Raw genomic sequence first — 15517 nt, forward strand, 5'->3', positions numbered from 1 at the left:
CCAAAATTAAAATATGAATATTATAAAGTTTGCACTGCGCAGACCAATATCTGTAATGGTATTGGTATTGGGTCTGCTGTTCTTTGGAATCAAGGCAGCGAAGGACGTCAAAGTAGATATTCTTCCGGAAATGAATCTTCCGGTAGTCTATGTCGCCCACTCTTTCAATGGTTATACACCCCAGCAGATGGAAGGATATTTTACGAAAATGTACGTGAATATGCTTTTATTTACCAACGGAATCAAAAGTATTGAGTCTAAAAATACCCAGGGACTGACCCTGATGAAAGTGAATTTCTATGAAGGCACCAATATGGGGGAAGCCATTGCCCAGATCAATGCTCTTTCTACCCGTTCACAGGTCTTTTTACCGCCGGGAGCTCCACCACCGTTTATTATCAGATTTGATTCTTCTTCACAACCGGTTGGGCAGTTAGTTTTCCGCAGTAATACCAAAACCAATAATGAACTTCAGGATATTGCCAATTTCAATGCACGTCCTTTTTTGATCGCTATTCCCGGGCTTACCACTGCTCCACCATTCGGAGGAAGTCCCCGTACCATTGAAGTGAATGTAGATCCTCTGAAACTCCGTGCACATCATTTGTCTCCGGAGCAGGTTGTAGAAGCTATAAGCCGTAACAATATCACTTCACCTTCAGGAAATGTGTATATTGGAGAGACCAATTATCTTACCCCCACCAACAATACGGTAAAAAAGATAGAAGAACTGGGGGATATTCCTCTTTTTAAAGGAACGGCAGATAATGTTTACATCCGGGATGTAGCCACGGTAAAGGATGGAGCCGATATTGCCACAGGATATGCCCTGATAGACGGGAAACGATCTGTTTATATCAACATCGCCAAAGCCAGCAATGCATCTACCCTGGAAGTTGTGAATAAACTGAAAGAATCTTTACCGAAAATCCAGAGAAATATGCCTGATGATGTAAAGATTTCCTATGAATTTGACCAGTCAGTTTATATCTCAAATGCTTTAAAAAGCTTAGTCATAGAAGGTATTCTCGGTGCTCTTCTTACCGGATTGATGGTGATGTTATTTTTAAATGACCGCCGTGCTGCGCTGATCGTTATCATGACGATCCCCATTTCCATTATTTCCGGCGTATTATTCCTGAAATTATTCGGACAGTCAATCAATATTATGTCTTTATCAGGGCTTGCCTTAGCCATTGGAATCCTTGTTGATGAAAGTACAGTGACCATCGAAAATATACACCAGCATTTTGCAATGGGCAAAACCCGTGCACAAGCCATCTGGGATGCCTGTCAGGAAATTGCTTTTCCTAAACTATTGATCATGCTTTGTATTCTGGCGGTATTTGCTCCGGCTTTTATGATGAGTGGAATTCCGGGATCATTATTTATGCCGTTGGCTATGGCCATCGGTTTCTCAATGATTGTCTCTTTTATCCTGTCCCAGACTTTTGTTCCGGTGATGGCCAACTGGATGATGAAACATGATCCTAAAACCTGTGAGAATCATAAACCAGACTGGTTTTCGGGATTCCGGGACCGTTTTACGGCTTTCTTATCCTCGTTGATGAAGCGTAGGAAAATAATCGTGAGTCTAAGCCTTGCTGCTATTATATGCGTTGGAGCCGGATTGTATCAGTTCACCGGAAAAGATGTACTTCCTTCTTCCAACTCACGTCAGTTTCAGGTACGTATAAAAGCTGCTGAAGGAACCCGGATTGAAGTTACGGAGATCAAAGTGAAAAAATTCCTGGAGCATCTGAAGCATAAGGTTGGTAAAGACAACATCGCCATTTCTTCTGTATTTATCGGGCAGCATCCGTCCACCTTTGCAGTAAGCCCTATTTATCTGTATAATGCAGGGCCACATGAAGCACTGATGCAGGTTGCATTAAAAGAATTTAACGGAAACTCTGACGAGTTCAAAGATGAGCTGCGAAAGTATTACAAAGAAAAAATGCCGGATCTTCAGATTTCTTTTGAACCTATTGAACTGACGGAAAAAATCCTAAGCCAAGGAGCCAACAACCCTGTAGAGATCAGAATCTCCGGAATGATGAAAAAAATGAACCGTATGTATGCTGAGAAACTTCTGACCCAGCTGAAAGAAATAGAATATATGCGTGATCAGCAGATTCCTCAGTCGATGAACTATCCTGCCCTGCAGATTAATATAGACAGAACCCGTGCCGCTCAATTAGGTCTGGATGCACAGGATATTGCAAAATCCCTGGTAACCGCTACCGCTTCTACCCGATATACCAATAAAAACTTCTGGGTAGGAGGAATGATGGGAATTGCTTACGATGTACAGGTTCAGACCCCGCAAAACATTCTGAACACTAAAGAGGAACTGGCCAATCTTCCGTTATCTAAAAATTCTGACCGACCTGTTTTAGGAGATGTTGCTACCATTACTCCCACAAAGGAATTGGGAGAAAGCTACAATCTGGGAACAATGGGCTATACAACTGTAACAGCAAATATCCATAAAACCGATCTGGAACAGGCTTCAAAAGATGTAAAAAAAGCAATCGAATCACTGGGTGAACTTCCCAAAGGAATCAATATTGAGGTTTCTGGAATGGCTCCCGTACTGGATGAAACCCTGAGCAGCCTTTCTTCAGGATTATTGATTGCTGCAGCAGTCATCTTTTTGATGCTTGCCGCTACGTTTCAGTCTTTCAGGGTCTCTATGGTCATTCTTACAACTGTTCCATTTGTCATTGCAGGTTCTTTGGCATTGTTGAAGATTACAGGTTCTACCCTCAATCTGCAGTCGTATATGGGGTTGATCATGTCCGTGGGAGTTTCTATTGCCAATGCTGTTTTATTGATCAGTAATGCGGAGACCATCAGAAAATCAACGGGTAATGCATTGGAAGCTGCTATTGAAGCTGCCAGACTGCGTATACGTCCTATTATTATGACCACGCTGGCAATGGCAGCCGGAATGCTTCCTATGGCCATAGGAGGCTTTGGAGAAGGTGGCGATCAGGTATCCCCGCTGGGCCGGGCTGTGATCGGAGGGCTTATTTTTTCTACGTTCTCCGTATTGGTTATCCTTCCTCTTGTTTTCGGATGGATGCAAAGCAACGCCAGTCTTATTTCTCCTTCATTAGACCCTGAAGATGAAGAAAGTATTCATTATTCTAATCCCAACCTCTAATTTTTATATCCCATGAAACATATTTTATATACAGCCCTTGCTCTAAGTCTTATCATGATTCCTGCTTCCTGTAAAGAGAAATCAGAACCTCAGAAAGAGGCAGCTCCTATGATGATGCCTGCTATGGAAACTGTGGTCATAAAAAAAAGTAATCCGAAAGTGGATCTTAAACTTCCCGGTGAACTGGTTCCGGATCAGGAAACCGCTTTATTTGCCAAAGTACAGAGCTATGTAAAGAAGATCAATGTAGATATAGGCTCTCAGGTGAGTGCCGGACAGGTCCTTATGATTCTTGAAGCACCGGAAATTCAGTCTCAGGCGGCCAATGCCAAAGCCAAATGGCAGGCGCAGGAAGCCATCTATGCAGCGACAAAATCAAATTATGAAAGGGTATACAAAGCCAACGAAACGAAGGGAGCAATTGCCAGAGATGCCCTGGATCAGATTACTGCCCGAAAGCTTGCTGATCAGGCACAGCTCAATGCGGCAAAGTCTGCTTATCATGAAATTCAGGATATTAACCGTTATCTGATCATCCGTGCCCCTTTCAGTGGAGTAATAACCGAGAGAAATGTAGATACGGGGGCTTACGTAGGTCCTATGGGTGGAACTCCTCTGATGGTCATCCAGAATACCTCAAAACTACGCCTCAGCTTATCTGTTCCGGAAGCTAATGTTCCTTATTTGAGTGTGGGAGATACCATTTTATTTAAAGTCAATGCTCTGCCTGAAAAAAGCTTTAAAGCCAGAATTTCCAGAAAGTCAGGTTCTTTGGATCTTAAACTTCGCTCGGAAAAAATAGAGGCTGATTTCATCAACCATTCCAGAGAACTAAAACCTTTTATGGTAGCAGAATCTATGATCCCTTTACAAAATAAGGAAGCCACCTTCTTTATCCCAAGATCTGCTCTGGTAGAAAGCAATATGGGAATTTATATCATCAGAAAAGAAAACGGCAAAGCAAAATTTGTCCCGGTAAAAAAAGGGAGAATCCTGAATGACACCATTGAAGTTTTCGGGGCTCTTTCTGAAGGGGATCAGATCATCAAAAAAGGAAACGAGGAAATTACAGAAGGAAGTTTAATTAAATAATATAAAAAATGACAACATTCATCAAAAGCGCGTTCATTATAATCTGCAGTGCCATTACTTTATCTGCATGCAGCAATGAAAAACCGAAAAAAGAAAATACAGAACCTTCCATGGCTCAAAAGATGCAGCCGGTATCTTCCGGAAAATACACCAAAGGAGACCAGGTCCCGAATGAAATGGTCTGCATGGTCAACAATGCCTATATGGGAAAAAAGCAGATGGAAGTTCCCCATGATGGCAAGGTCTATTACGGATGTTGTGAAATGTGTGTAGAACGTATTCCAAAAGATAAAAAAGTGAGAGAAGCTGTAGATCCCTACACCGGAAAAACAGTGGATAAAGCCAATGCCTATATTGTGATGATCAGTAATGAAGGGGAAGTGGCTTATTTTGAGAATGAAGAGAATTATAAAAAGTTTTTAGCTCAGAGTTCTTAGTTCTATTCTTGTTTTCACTATCAAAACCTAACAGGTTTCAGAAACCTGTTAGGTTTATTTTTCACTCACAATCAGGTAAAAATATTTCTGATGAGGTAATGATTTAAAACAAAAAGACAGACCTTTATAAAAAAGTCTGTCTTTAAAAATATCTCAGTGGTAGTTTTTACTCTACGTTCACTACTTTTTCGATTTCCGGTGCATGTTGCTTGATTGTATTTTCAACGCCCAATTTCAGGGTTGAAAAATTCAATGAGCATCCTGAACAGTTCCCCAAAAGTTTTACAAAAACCTGGTTATCTTTCACATCAATAAGCTCAATATCACCTCCGTCTTTATTCAGAAACGGTCTGATGCTTTCCAGAGCTTCCATTACTCTTGTTACTGTATCTTCGTGCGTTATGTTTGTTTCCATATTTTTTCAGTTCAATTCGGTTTTTTCAAATGTTAATTGAAAATTATTATTACTTTGCTTTTGGTGAGCATCCGGCCATTGTGGAAATCTTTACCGCTTCAGTAGGAGGCAGGCTTTTATTTCTTTCCACCAAGCTTTCTACCATTTTTCTTGCTGTTTCGGTATAGATCTCTTCAATTTTAGAACCTTCCTGCAGGGCAGCCGGTCTTCCTACGTCTCCAGCTTCTCTGATGCTCTGGATCAAAGGAATTTCTCCTAATACCGGAATTCCAAGATCTTCTGCCAGATATTGTGCTCCCTGGTTTCCAAAGATATAATATTTATTGTCAGGAAGTTCTTCCGGTGTAAAATACGCCATATTTTCGATCAATCCAAGAACCGGAATATTGATGCTTTCCATCTGGAACATGGCAATTCCTTTTCTTACGTCTGCCAAGGCTACGTGCTGAGGGGTACTTACGATCACCGCTCCTGTTACCGGAACTTCCTGGATGATAGACAAGTGAATATCTCCTGTTCCCGGCGGAAGGTCGATCAATAAGAAATCCAGTTCGCCCCATGCTGCATCTCTGATCATCTGGTTCAACGCTTTGGAAGCCATTGGCCCTCTCCATACTACAGCCTGGTTAGCTCCTGAGAAATATCCTATTGAAAGCATTTTCACGCCATAGTTTTCTACAGGTTTCATCATGTTCTTTCCGTTCACTTCTACAGAGATTGGTTTTTGACCTTCTGTATCAAACATGGTAGGTACTGACGGTCCGTAAATATCGGCATCTAATAATCCTACTTTGAAGCCCATTTTTGCCAACGTTACTGCCATATTTGCAGAAACTGTAGACTTTCCTACTCCTCCTTTACCGGAAGCAATAGCGATAATATTTTGAATTCCAGGAATCTGTTTTCCTTTGATCTGACTTTGCTGAATTTCACTAGGCTCCGGAGAAACGATCTTAAGTTTTAAATGAATATCTTCTCCAAACTCACTGGCAAAAGCCTGTTTCATTGCAGCTTCCAGCTTTTTCTTTTCGTGCATTGCAGGCGAATGAGCAGTCATGTCAATATAAACATCATTACCCATAATCTGAAGATTATTCACCAAATCGTCTACTTCTATTTCTTTAAGGAAATCTTGAACCTTTTCTTTCGTCAACATATAAATATAAATTGTTTACAAATTTACGGATTTTTTACCTATTTAGAATAAGTAAACACAATCATAGATAAATTCTTTTGTAAACTCAGGCCTTCAGTATTTTATCCTTCGGAAATTATGAGCTGAAACGGTCCATCAACGGGTATTTTCTTTACTTCCTTTTATGCTGTTTTAAAATCCCTTTAAGGCTTCGAAAAACTGCTTTTACAGCATGGTATTGTGTGGAAACCGGAATTATAATGGTATGGTTATTTTATCGATAATTTTCACATTTTTGTCCGGATCTGTTTTGAAATGGTCTCTTATAAATCTTTTGGGATCTTTTTCAAGCATCTCTTTCTGAATGTCCCTGGCCTGTTTCTTTTTTAATAATTTCATCCACGGGTAGCTCCTTTTTATTTTCACAACATAGATGACAATTTCAGAGTCGGTTATTTTAAATTTCAGAAAATTTTTGTTTCCCGTATTGATTTTTCCTGATGAAATCTCAGTAATATACAGTTTAAACAGGTGATACCCTAAAAATATATAGCATCCAAAAAGTATGGATTGTAAGATTGCAGAAGTGATCCACTGAAAAACAAAATACTTATATTCTTCCGGAACTTTTAAAAAGTCTTTGATGACCTGCACATCAACATATGGAAGATAATCATCCATGAAATAATAAGGTGCCTCCATCGGAAATCTCCACATTATAAACAATTGAAGAGCAAATGAAGATAAAAACAAGCCTCCTCGCAGCATAATGCTTATCCATTTTTCTTTGGTTGAACATTCGGTATTCGTAACCTTCGTTATGATGAACAAAAACAGAGCAGGAATTAAAAATAGAATCAGTCCTTTCAAGATAGAATCTGAACAGCAATAGATATAGGTAACAATTAATGAAAAAACCATTAACAAGAAAGTGAATTCATAGTTAATGATAAAGAAAATAAGGCTCCAGAGTGTTTTTAGATTTGATTTCTTTTTAGATGGATAAATACCTTTCAGTTCATATTTGAGTGGTGTAGTTGTTGAATTCTGTAAGATTGGAAGAGCAATTTCATCTTCTAAAAAATCAGTAATATGCCCAAAAGCTCCACCACCTCCGGAAGTAATATAATGTTTGATCTCCTGATTGTACTCTGGGGTTTTCTCATTCAGTTTATAATGGGAATAATGATGAATATCTCCTGTAAGCACTACATCAAAAATAATCTCTGACTTCACACTGTCTATTTCCAGGTCTTTAACTGCTTTTTTCAGATTCCAGACAATATACTCCAGGCTATCCATTCTCTGCCTTCTCTGATGCCTGTCCTGTATTTCATAATGATACCAGTAAGGTTCTGCAATAAGCATGATGATGTGATTTCTGGTGTTTTTTCTCGATATTTTCTCAACATAGTCTTTAAAAAAAGCCATTTGGGGAATATCAATATCACCCAACAATTGGTTATCAACCCCCAATAGATGTACATTTTTCCTCAGTGAATAGGCGAAATAACTTCTATTCTGAACCGTCCGGTAATTTCCGATTTTACTTTTCTGGCACATCAGCCTGAAGAATGCACTCAACCCATCATACCAATCATGATTTCCCGGAGTTGCAATGAGTGTAGGACCGGATGTTTCTCCCTTGTCCGGAGCGACCAACCTCAACGGCCCCTTGAAACGGTCTCTGTAATTGATTTCTGAACCTACAGGATAGACCAAATCTCCACCTACCACCAAAACGGAACCTTTTTTCAGTTTGATTTCTACTTCTGCTTCAGCATCTCTATCAAATTCATTTTTAAAAGAATAGGTATAAAGATCTCTTGTTAAATGATAAAAAACAGTGGTAGTAGCATCAAAGCCATCTCCGGTATCTGCAATGAAGTCGAACCAGAATTCATCCTCAGATCGGTTACAATCATTCTCGATCAATTCCTCACCGGAATCTTTTCCTAATGCGGTCTGCATTTCTCTTTTATCAATAATAGAAAGAATATCTGAAGAAAGAGAAACCATTTTAAAGCTATTGACAAGTCCGGTAAAATCAAACCATTTTACTGGTTTTCTGGGAGTAAAATAATAGTAATATTCTTTATTAGGATTTTTGAGTACTTTTATTTTTTTAGGCCAATACAGGTAATCTTTAAAATACAGTACCACAAAGGTAAGCGCTCCCAATACTAAAAGGTAAAAAAGTTTTGTTTCCATGATTCTGTTACTTTTGTGTCGGTTTACCTAATGTTCTTACATTAAAAAGTTTTTTAAGCATATCAAACCAGAAATTGGACCCCAGACTTATGGCAAAAGCAGTGAGCAAAAAGCCAACTCCCTTTTCTAAGGTTACCTTACATTCCTCTTCGGTATTTTCCCAGCCCAACAGATTGTGAGATTCGCTGAGTAACCGTTTATACTCTTCGCCTATTTTTGTATGGAGTGTAATTGTGGAATAGGTGCCTGCAGGAGGATTCTTTTGTACATATCCGGAAGCAGACTGTACCAGTTCTTTTCTTAGCTGCTCATCTTTGTTCAGCATTTTAATCATCCGTAATGTATCTCCATTTACCGCTACGCTTACAGCCAGACCCAATACCAGTAATATATACTGTACTTTTCTGGAATACCATGTATTGGCACGTTCCATACATTCATCAAACCAACGGATGATTTCTTGTTTGAAATGGGTAATATCCCCGTTGGACTTTTGTATTAAAAATCTAAGATGTGACCTGGTCTCGTCTGAAAAAGAAGACTGCTCTATTTTCTCTCCGATCTCAGGAAGTGAATCTGAAAACTTCTGATCATTTACAAATGCTAAAAAGGTCATATAAAAATCTTCACTTTTTATATAGCTTGGCAGTTTTTTATATTTATCAGAAAGCAAACTATCCAGCCAGGCCCATGTTGACACATCATCTCCCAGAAAAAGAATCAGGGGCTGCTTATAGAATTCATCAATTTTCCCAGGATTCCGGTTCTTATCAAAAAGCATTTTCCCGATGGTAGTTTTCAGCATTTCTCCCCGCATGCGTAAAAATGTTGAAATCATCTCCATGACCGTCATTGCGAAAATACTAAGCAGCAGATAGACAAAGACGAGTCCAATCGCTATCTCAATCAATTGAAGATTCATGATGGTGGGTTTTATTAGTTTCCAATCAAATTTAGCCAATTAATCATTTATTCTATATACCTCTTTTGTAGTATTTTATCCCACAACAAAAATTATTTACTTCTCTGCATTTTATAGAAAATAATTAGATTTGTTATCATTAATTTATATATAAAATTCCCATCCAACATCACAAAAATCACCGCAATGAATTCTACTTCTTATCCTTCGAAATATGCTGCCCCAAAAGGATTATTTACCGTTGGGAAAACCAGATTCAAATGGTATGATCTGGCTACTGATCCTGCTGAAATTTCCCAACGGGATATTGACAATGCCCGAACCTGCATAGAAAACGCTGCTGAACATTTTCAGGATATTGATGATCTCGGTTTCGTCATTATGCATCGGTGTGGTGAGAGCTACCTTCTTCTCGTCTGTACCTGGAGAAGTGAAAACGAGCTATGGGAAAGTGTTTACTATGACGGTTCAGGAAATTTTGAAGTATGGGACAGAAATAAAACCCACCTCCCTACCTATTGTGTATGGGAAATGGGAATTGTATATCATGAATCTCAGGCATGGAAAAGATACCTGGGAACGACAAAGGAAGAAAGTGATCAGAAGAATTATCTGAATGATCTTTTTGAAGGTGAGGTTTAGAAGGAAAGAAGATGGAAGGTGGAAGGTGGAAGTTATTGTGATGATCAATACTCAAAGGTCTATTTCTTTTTAGATATTAACTTAATATCCAGCTCTTCATAAGCACTGTACTTATCTCTTCCTGCCTTCGGCTTCCCGCATTAGTTTGCCCTGTTCTTCTCATCAAATTTCACATTACGATCAGCTCCTTTTACCTTTTTATTTCCAAAAGTGTAGGTAGCAGAAAGATTAAGTCTTCTTGCATCGTAATAGTTATTGAAGTAGTGCGTTCCTGTGGTATAGTAGATTGCTCCTTTGCTTTTAGATTCTTTAAAAATATCCGAAACAAATACATTGATCTGAAGATTCTTATCCATCAGGTTCATTTTTAACCCTGTGGTAAAATTCCCCAAATAATCCCAGCGTACATTTCCTGAATTGGAAGGCAGGCGCATCCAGTAATTCAGAATCAGCTGAACTGTTTTTACTTTATTCAAAGACAGATTATTCTGGAAATTAAATTCATATCCGCTTCCTTTTCGGGATGCTGCATCGGTAGCAAAAACTTTCGTTTCCATATACGATAGATCTGCTGCATAATTGGCTTCCCAGAATTTGAAAAAAGTATCGGAATAATTCAGAGAAAGCCCCATACTGTTAACATTATAGAAATTGGCAAAAGTACTGGTCCTGTTTTCTCCTTCGAGGCTGACAATCTGATCAGATCCGTTCAGTTTTCTCTGGAAATAAGCAGAAGCAGACAGCTTTCCTTTATAAATATAGGACAACTCAAAATTGTGATTGATGGAAGGCTGTAAAAAAGGATTTCCAGTAAAATAAGAATTGACATTTATATACCAACGGTATGGGTTTATAGCACGGAATCCAGGTCTATTGATCCTTTTGGAATAATTGAGACTGAAGGTATGGTTTTCATTGCTTTTATAAGAAATGTAAGCGGTAGGAAAGAATTTTCCGTAAGAAGTCTCAGTCTGCTGTCCTGAAGTCAGAGAATTTCCGTTCACTGTAGAATATTCGTAACGCAGACCTGCTTTTGCTGACCATTTTTCGTTGAAAGATTTTTCAAAACTGATGTAAGCCGCGTAATTTTTTTCATTATACCTGAAGACATTGCTTTTTTCGGGATCTGTAATATAGTTTCCGTCTTTCAGATTCTGATAAGAGATCTCAGAGTCATTATCAAAATTGGTAAACTTCACTCCTGTTTCTGTTTTGGCCCATTGAAAAGGTAACGTAAGATCTGCCTGACCGGAATAGATTTTATAGTCTACAGTTGAGGGTGATCTGACAATAGACTGATCTCCTGAATTTTCTGTGGTCGTAAAATCAATGGTCGTCTTGGGAATGTTTGAGAAATAATTTCCTGTAATGCTCAGTTTATGGTCCTGTTTCCCGAATTTCACATCGTAATAGGCACTTATCATTTGCTGGGTACTATTGCCTCTGTGTGCTGCAGAAGTTGATAAAGTATTGGTATAAATATCATTCTGAAAATAGTCTGAAGTATTCATAATATCCATATTGGAATGTCCGGAACCGTAATCATAAATAAGCCCTATATTGGATTTAGGAGCCAGTTGATAATCAAGGCTCAGATTAGCCCCCAGGCCATCTCCAAAATCTCTCCTATCATCCGAACTTTTGAGGCCGTCTGCTCCTTCTATTCGATAGTTTTCATAAGAATGTTTTTCATATTTATATTGTCTTAACTTCAATGAAGACCGTAGCTTTTCATTCTGATAATTGATGGTTGCATTATTGGAGGTTCCCGTGTAGGTCTGCTGCTGGAGAGAGGTGGTAAGGCTTCCGCTCCATCCGAGATTCTGATTTTTCTTCAGCACAATATTGATCAGTCCGCTGTTTCCCTGTGCCTCATATTTTGCAGGGGGTGTGGTGATCACTTCTATTTTTTCAATATTTTCAGACCGCAGGCTCTTAAGATAGGTAACCAGTTCGCTGCCTGAAAGATTCAACATCCTTTCGTTGATCATGACAGCTACTCCACTTTTCCCGGCAATCGAAACCCCGGAGTTTTCATCTACCTTGATCAGAGGGGTAGTTCCCAAAGCATCTGCCCCATCCATCCCTTGAGAAGCGATAGAATTGGCTACGTTAAAAATTAATCGGTCCGCTTTCCTTTCGATCAGTTTTTTCTTAGCGGTAAGGGTAACGCCTTCAATCTGTTTTTCTTTTTTCTTCTCTATAAAAAAATCCTGTTTCACTTCTCCTTTTACCACAACATCCAACGCAGATACTTCTGCACCGTCATGAATAAGCTTTATTTGGTAATTCCCGTTTTCGGAAAGCTTCAGAGTATAATTTCCTTTTTCGTCTGAAATGGCTGTCTGTTTTTTCTGATCTTTTACCGCCATCACCTCAACGTAAGGAACGGCATTTCCGGTTTGGGTAATCTTACCGGTGAGACTTTGAGAAAATGCTGCTACCGGCAGCAACGTGATTACGGAAAGTAGTGTCTTCTTCATGAATTGTAATAGTTTCCTATAAGACAAGTTATGAGACAGGTTTATTACATTGGGATATGATTTCAATATTTTAAAATATGTTGACCTAGCTTTTTCCGTGAAATACAGAGTATGTGTTGATTATTGAAATTAGTTTACATTAAAATAAAAACTACTCCAAAGAACAGAGTAGTTTTATATTATATTAATTAACCTATATCCTTTAATATTAAAGATTTTGGATAAATTATTTTAAGAGTCCGTATTCCCGGGATTCTTCTAGAATATTATACTTTATGATACTGTCTCTTCTAAAAATATACTCTATAGAATCTCCTTTTTTCTTTGATATAGAATCTCCTATTTTATATGGATATTCTAAAATTTTCTGAGAACCATTAGAAAACTTAGCATACAGAAAATTATGTTCACGTTTATTATTATAAATATCAATTACCTTTGTATATCTTTCGAGAGATAATATTTTTTGTTTTCTACTAGAGTTTAAATTTATAATTAGATATATTATTGTAAATAATAAAATACATCCAAAAAAAACTATAAATAATCTAATCGTTTTTTTACTGGATTTATCAATTTTTGTATTAAAATTATTTTCCACGTACCCAAGTTTTAGAAGCTGTTCACATTTCTCACCGTTGGTATGAGCATACGGATTCTACCCCGCAATAATCATTTTAAAATTACACTTATTTTCTATATTTCAAAAATATAGATTCGTACTTACAGCTTTAAATAACCAATCCCTTACTATTTGTAAAGGGTTGATGCTATTTTATCAGATACGAGCGTGACGCTCGCACCAGCGGGGGGTGCCAATTTTTGTTATTTTACCTTTTTATAACAATTCTCCCCATCATGGTAGCCAAAGCAAAGTACAATATTCTTATCTTTTTTCTCAAAAAAAGTAGTATAGGTCATATCAGTATCATTCACATCTTCTGGAAAGGCAATTAAATCTTTATCAAAATTTAAATAAAAACCATTAAACTTTATTGTGTTACCTTCTAATTTGTATTTCGAATTGTAATTCAACACTTTCTTCCCTTTTATATTGTAAATTACTCTGTTATAAACCCCATCCTTGTTAATCGTTAAAGTGTCATATGTATTCTTGTATGATATGGGTGAATATTTTCCATATATATCTTCATTACTAATATTTTGGCACGAAAATAAAAAAGGTAATAAAATTAAACTTATACTTTTCTTCATATTTATTAAATTTAAGTTGTTCGATTTAAAATCTAGGTCTTGTTAGTATAGATGGTGATGTTATAGCTTGTTGAAAAACGCTCTTTAAGGTTGGATAAGTTACTCTTTTTTGAATTTCAGAGCTGCTTTCAGTCCATATATAAGTCTGATATGTATTTCCAAAGCTATTTACCTTTCCATCGGTTCTTTCAAAATTATTTACTGGTAATCTATAAAACAATGACTCTTGTGACTTAGAATCAGTCATTAAAAAAAGTGTTTCATCTCCTAATTTATACCAAGACACATTTGATCTTCCCCACATCTGCTCATACCCATCAAAATTTGCTGTGATGGGGTTAGCTTGAAGATAATCCATTTTAACAACTCCTTTTAGTTCTTTTGAATTCATTGCATCCTTTCTTGCTAAAGAAGAATATGGAGACGATGGCTTATCTAGAGAAGCAAAAGGTCCATCATTAGAATCATTAAAATCACTAAATAAACTGCGAGTAGGTCCACTTCCTCCAAAATACTCACCAGTTATAGTATCCCATCCAACATCTTTTCCTCTATGAGTATAACCTCTAATAATAGATTCTCCCCTATAAATAATATTTGAAGCCCCACTTTGTCGACTAACTATTTTAGTATCTCCATTTCTTTGATGGTAAAAATCTATCTTATTTCCACCTAAATTACTGATTTTTTTACCATTTTTATCATATTCATCAGGTGGATTAAAACTAAACCCCGTAAAGATATTTCCTCCCGATGATTCGGTACTGGTAGACATTGTTGCTACATAAGCTTTAAAAGCAATTTGTGCAGCCTCTCCCGAAGCAAACATGGTATCATTTCCATCAGGATCAATCACCATTACAGGATTATTGATTGCATAGTTGTAAGGGCTCAATGAACTGTATTTCTCAGACATGGCATCCATCACGCCCCATCTTCCCAGATCAGGCATCATCATTCTGGCATCATAATCATACACCCCCGTCTCCTGAAGTTCTTTGCCATTGTACTTATAACTATGGTAACTTCCAAAGTTAGATAGACTAAACTGCCTTGAGATATGGTTTAATAATTGTTGTTATCAGTAATTTCAGGAGCGCCTACGCTGTTCTTTGCAAAACTTATCCTAGTGTTTCCAAGATGGAACTGGTAAATATAGCTAATTGTTAATAAAAAAATGCCACACGAAAGGATTCGTGCGGCAGCGAGGGAAGTTTACAAACTTAGAAGGAAAAAATTTTATATTAATCATCAAAAGATCATTTAATGATTTTTTTCATTATAACTATAATTATAATGAAAAACAGGGAAGGTTACCCCTAATTTAGAGCCCTATAATTTATTTAATAAAACCACTACAGATGCAGTGGTTTTTATTATATACAAAAGCTAGAGCTAAACGCTCAAAAACACGTTATTTTTCGGTTTCATTTTCTTTTAATAAAAATTTATAGTATAATATAACTATACTCATATAAATTGCCACATTAATTAACAATTGTCCAAAACTACTACCATTAAGTTTCTGACAATCACTTGAATAAAATTCAAAATAAAATCTTGGCAAGCCTATAGAAAAAGAATTATTATAAGGTTCTTGACCAAATAATTTTTGATAGAAAATACTTAAAAAAAGATAGGAAAAAAATCCCAACACTATTTTTGTTATTCTTATAATTAATTTCATAACTAAATATTAATTTATTTTGATGGGACAGTTGCATTTCTATAATACTCAATGGCCTTCAAATATCTAAAACCATCAGACGATTTTGTAGTATATCCTCTTCTATAAA

The 15517-nt window shown here is 37.2% G+C and carries 13 protein-coding genes; 4 read left to right on the forward strand and 9 right to left on the reverse strand.

Annotated features, from left to right (window positions below; all coding sequences use genetic code 11):
• Window positions 1-13: 13 nt before the first annotated feature.
• The 3 genes from AC106K_RS10905 to AC106K_RS10915 are packed head-to-tail and all read left to right on the forward strand — an operon-like array spanning window position 14 to window position 4698.
• The gene (locus tag AC106K_RS10905) at window positions 14-3169 is read left to right on the forward strand and encodes an efflux RND transporter permease subunit (RefSeq protein WP_482445272.1); all 3156 of its coding nucleotides are present in this window, start codon (window positions 14-16) and stop codon (window positions 3167-3169) included.
• A gap of 12 nt (window positions 3170-3181) precedes the next feature.
• On the forward strand, window positions 3182-4261 hold the full coding sequence (locus tag AC106K_RS10910) for an efflux RND transporter periplasmic adaptor subunit (RefSeq protein WP_482445274.1): 1080 nt from the start codon (window positions 3182-3184) through the stop codon (window positions 4259-4261).
• An 8-nt stretch (window positions 4262-4269) separates the two neighbouring features.
• Window positions 4270-4698 (forward strand): hypothetical protein, encoded by a 429-nt coding sequence (locus AC106K_RS10915; RefSeq protein WP_482445276.1) that lies wholly within the window; start codon window positions 4270-4272, stop codon window positions 4696-4698.
• 166 nt (window positions 4699-4864) lie between these two features.
• Here AC106K_RS10915 and AC106K_RS10920 read toward each other — a convergent pair whose 3' ends face one another.
• From AC106K_RS10920 to AC106K_RS10935, 4 genes are all read right to left on the reverse strand, one after another.
• Window positions 4865-5113 (reverse strand): NifU family protein, encoded by a 249-nt coding sequence (locus AC106K_RS10920; RefSeq protein ID WP_045500144.1) that lies wholly within the window; start codon window positions 5111-5113, stop codon window positions 4865-4867.
• Between the two features lie 49 nt (window positions 5114-5162).
• Complete coding sequence (locus tag AC106K_RS10925) at window positions 5163-6269, reverse strand: Mrp/NBP35 family ATP-binding protein (protein WP_047097278.1); 1107 nt, start codon at window positions 6267-6269, stop codon at window positions 5163-5165.
• A gap of 234 nt (window positions 6270-6503) precedes the next feature.
• On the reverse strand, window positions 6504-8459 hold the full coding sequence (locus tag AC106K_RS10930) for a hypothetical protein (RefSeq protein WP_482445277.1): 1956 nt from the start codon (window positions 8457-8459) through the stop codon (window positions 6504-6506).
• A gap of 7 nt (window positions 8460-8466) precedes the next feature.
• Complete coding sequence (locus tag AC106K_RS10935; protein WP_482445279.1) at window positions 8467-9381, reverse strand: hypothetical protein; 915 nt, start codon at window positions 9379-9381, stop codon at window positions 8467-8469.
• Between the two features lie 186 nt (window positions 9382-9567).
• Between AC106K_RS10935 and AC106K_RS10940 the strand changes: the two genes are divergently transcribed.
• The gene (locus AC106K_RS10940) at window positions 9568-10023 is read left to right on the forward strand and encodes a hypothetical protein (RefSeq protein ID WP_482445281.1); all 456 of its coding nucleotides are present in this window, start codon (window positions 9568-9570) and stop codon (window positions 10021-10023) included.
• Between the two features lie 140 nt (window positions 10024-10163).
• On the opposite strand, the gene AC106K_RS10945 is transcribed toward AC106K_RS10940, so the two are convergent.
• From AC106K_RS10945 to AC106K_RS10965, 5 genes are all read right to left on the reverse strand, one after another.
• The gene (locus tag AC106K_RS10945) at window positions 10164-12506 is read right to left on the reverse strand and encodes a TonB-dependent receptor domain-containing protein (RefSeq protein WP_482445282.1); all 2343 of its coding nucleotides are present in this window, start codon (window positions 12504-12506) and stop codon (window positions 10164-10166) included.
• A 226-nt stretch (window positions 12507-12732) separates the two neighbouring features.
• Window positions 12733-13107: a hypothetical protein gene (locus tag AC106K_RS10950; protein ID WP_482445284.1), complete on the reverse strand. Its 375-nt coding sequence runs from the start codon at window positions 13105-13107 to the stop codon at window positions 12733-12735.
• Between the two features lie 224 nt (window positions 13108-13331).
• Window positions 13332-13721, reverse strand: a complete 390-nt coding sequence (locus AC106K_RS10955; RefSeq protein WP_482445286.1) for a hypothetical protein — start codon at window positions 13719-13721, stop codon at window positions 13332-13334.
• Between the two features lie 25 nt (window positions 13722-13746).
• On the reverse strand, window positions 13747-14781 hold the full coding sequence (locus AC106K_RS10960; protein WP_482445724.1) for an RHS repeat-associated core domain-containing protein: 1035 nt from the start codon (window positions 14779-14781) through the stop codon (window positions 13747-13749).
• A 354-nt stretch (window positions 14782-15135) separates the two neighbouring features.
• The gene (locus AC106K_RS10965) at window positions 15136-15408 is read right to left on the reverse strand and encodes a hypothetical protein (protein ID WP_482445288.1); all 273 of its coding nucleotides are present in this window, start codon (window positions 15406-15408) and stop codon (window positions 15136-15138) included.
• Between the last annotated feature and the right edge of the window lie 109 nt (window positions 15409-15517).

It is taken from the genome of Chryseobacterium sp. FR048 (genome assembly GCF_056844665.1).

Coding starts and splice junctions, on each gene's coding strand:
- AC106K_RS10940 (WP_482445281.1), top strand. CDS start 9,568: ATGAATTCTACTTCTTATCCTTCGAAATATGCTGCCCCAAAAGGATTA.
- AC106K_RS10965 (WP_482445288.1), bottom strand. CDS start 15,408: ATGAAATTAATTATAAGAATAACAAAAATAGTGTTGGGATTTTTTTCC.
- AC106K_RS10905 (WP_482445272.1), top strand. CDS start 14: ATGAATATTATAAAGTTTGCACTGCGCAGACCAATATCTGTAATGGTA.
- AC106K_RS10935 (WP_482445279.1), bottom strand. CDS start 9,381: ATGAATCTTCAATTGATTGAGATAGCGATTGGACTCGTCTTTGTCTAT.
- AC106K_RS10910 (WP_482445274.1), top strand. CDS start 3,182: ATGAAACATATTTTATATACAGCCCTTGCTCTAAGTCTTATCATGATT.
- AC106K_RS10945 (WP_482445282.1), bottom strand. CDS start 12,506: ATGAAGAAGACACTACTTTCCGTAATCACGTTGCTGCCGGTAGCAGCA.
- AC106K_RS10955 (WP_482445286.1), bottom strand. CDS start 13,721: ATGAAGAAAAGTATAAGTTTAATTTTATTACCTTTTTTATTTTCGTGC.
- AC106K_RS10920 (WP_045500144.1), bottom strand. CDS start 5,113: ATGGAAACAAACATAACGCACGAAGATACAGTAACAAGAGTAATGGAA.
- AC106K_RS10925 (WP_047097278.1), bottom strand. CDS start 6,269: ATGTTGACGAAAGAAAAGGTTCAAGATTTCCTTAAAGAAATAGAAGTA.
- AC106K_RS10930 (WP_482445277.1), bottom strand. CDS start 8,459: ATGGAAACAAAACTTTTTTACCTTTTAGTATTGGGAGCGCTTACCTTT.
- AC106K_RS10915 (WP_482445276.1), top strand. CDS start 4,270: ATGACAACATTCATCAAAAGCGCGTTCATTATAATCTGCAGTGCCATT.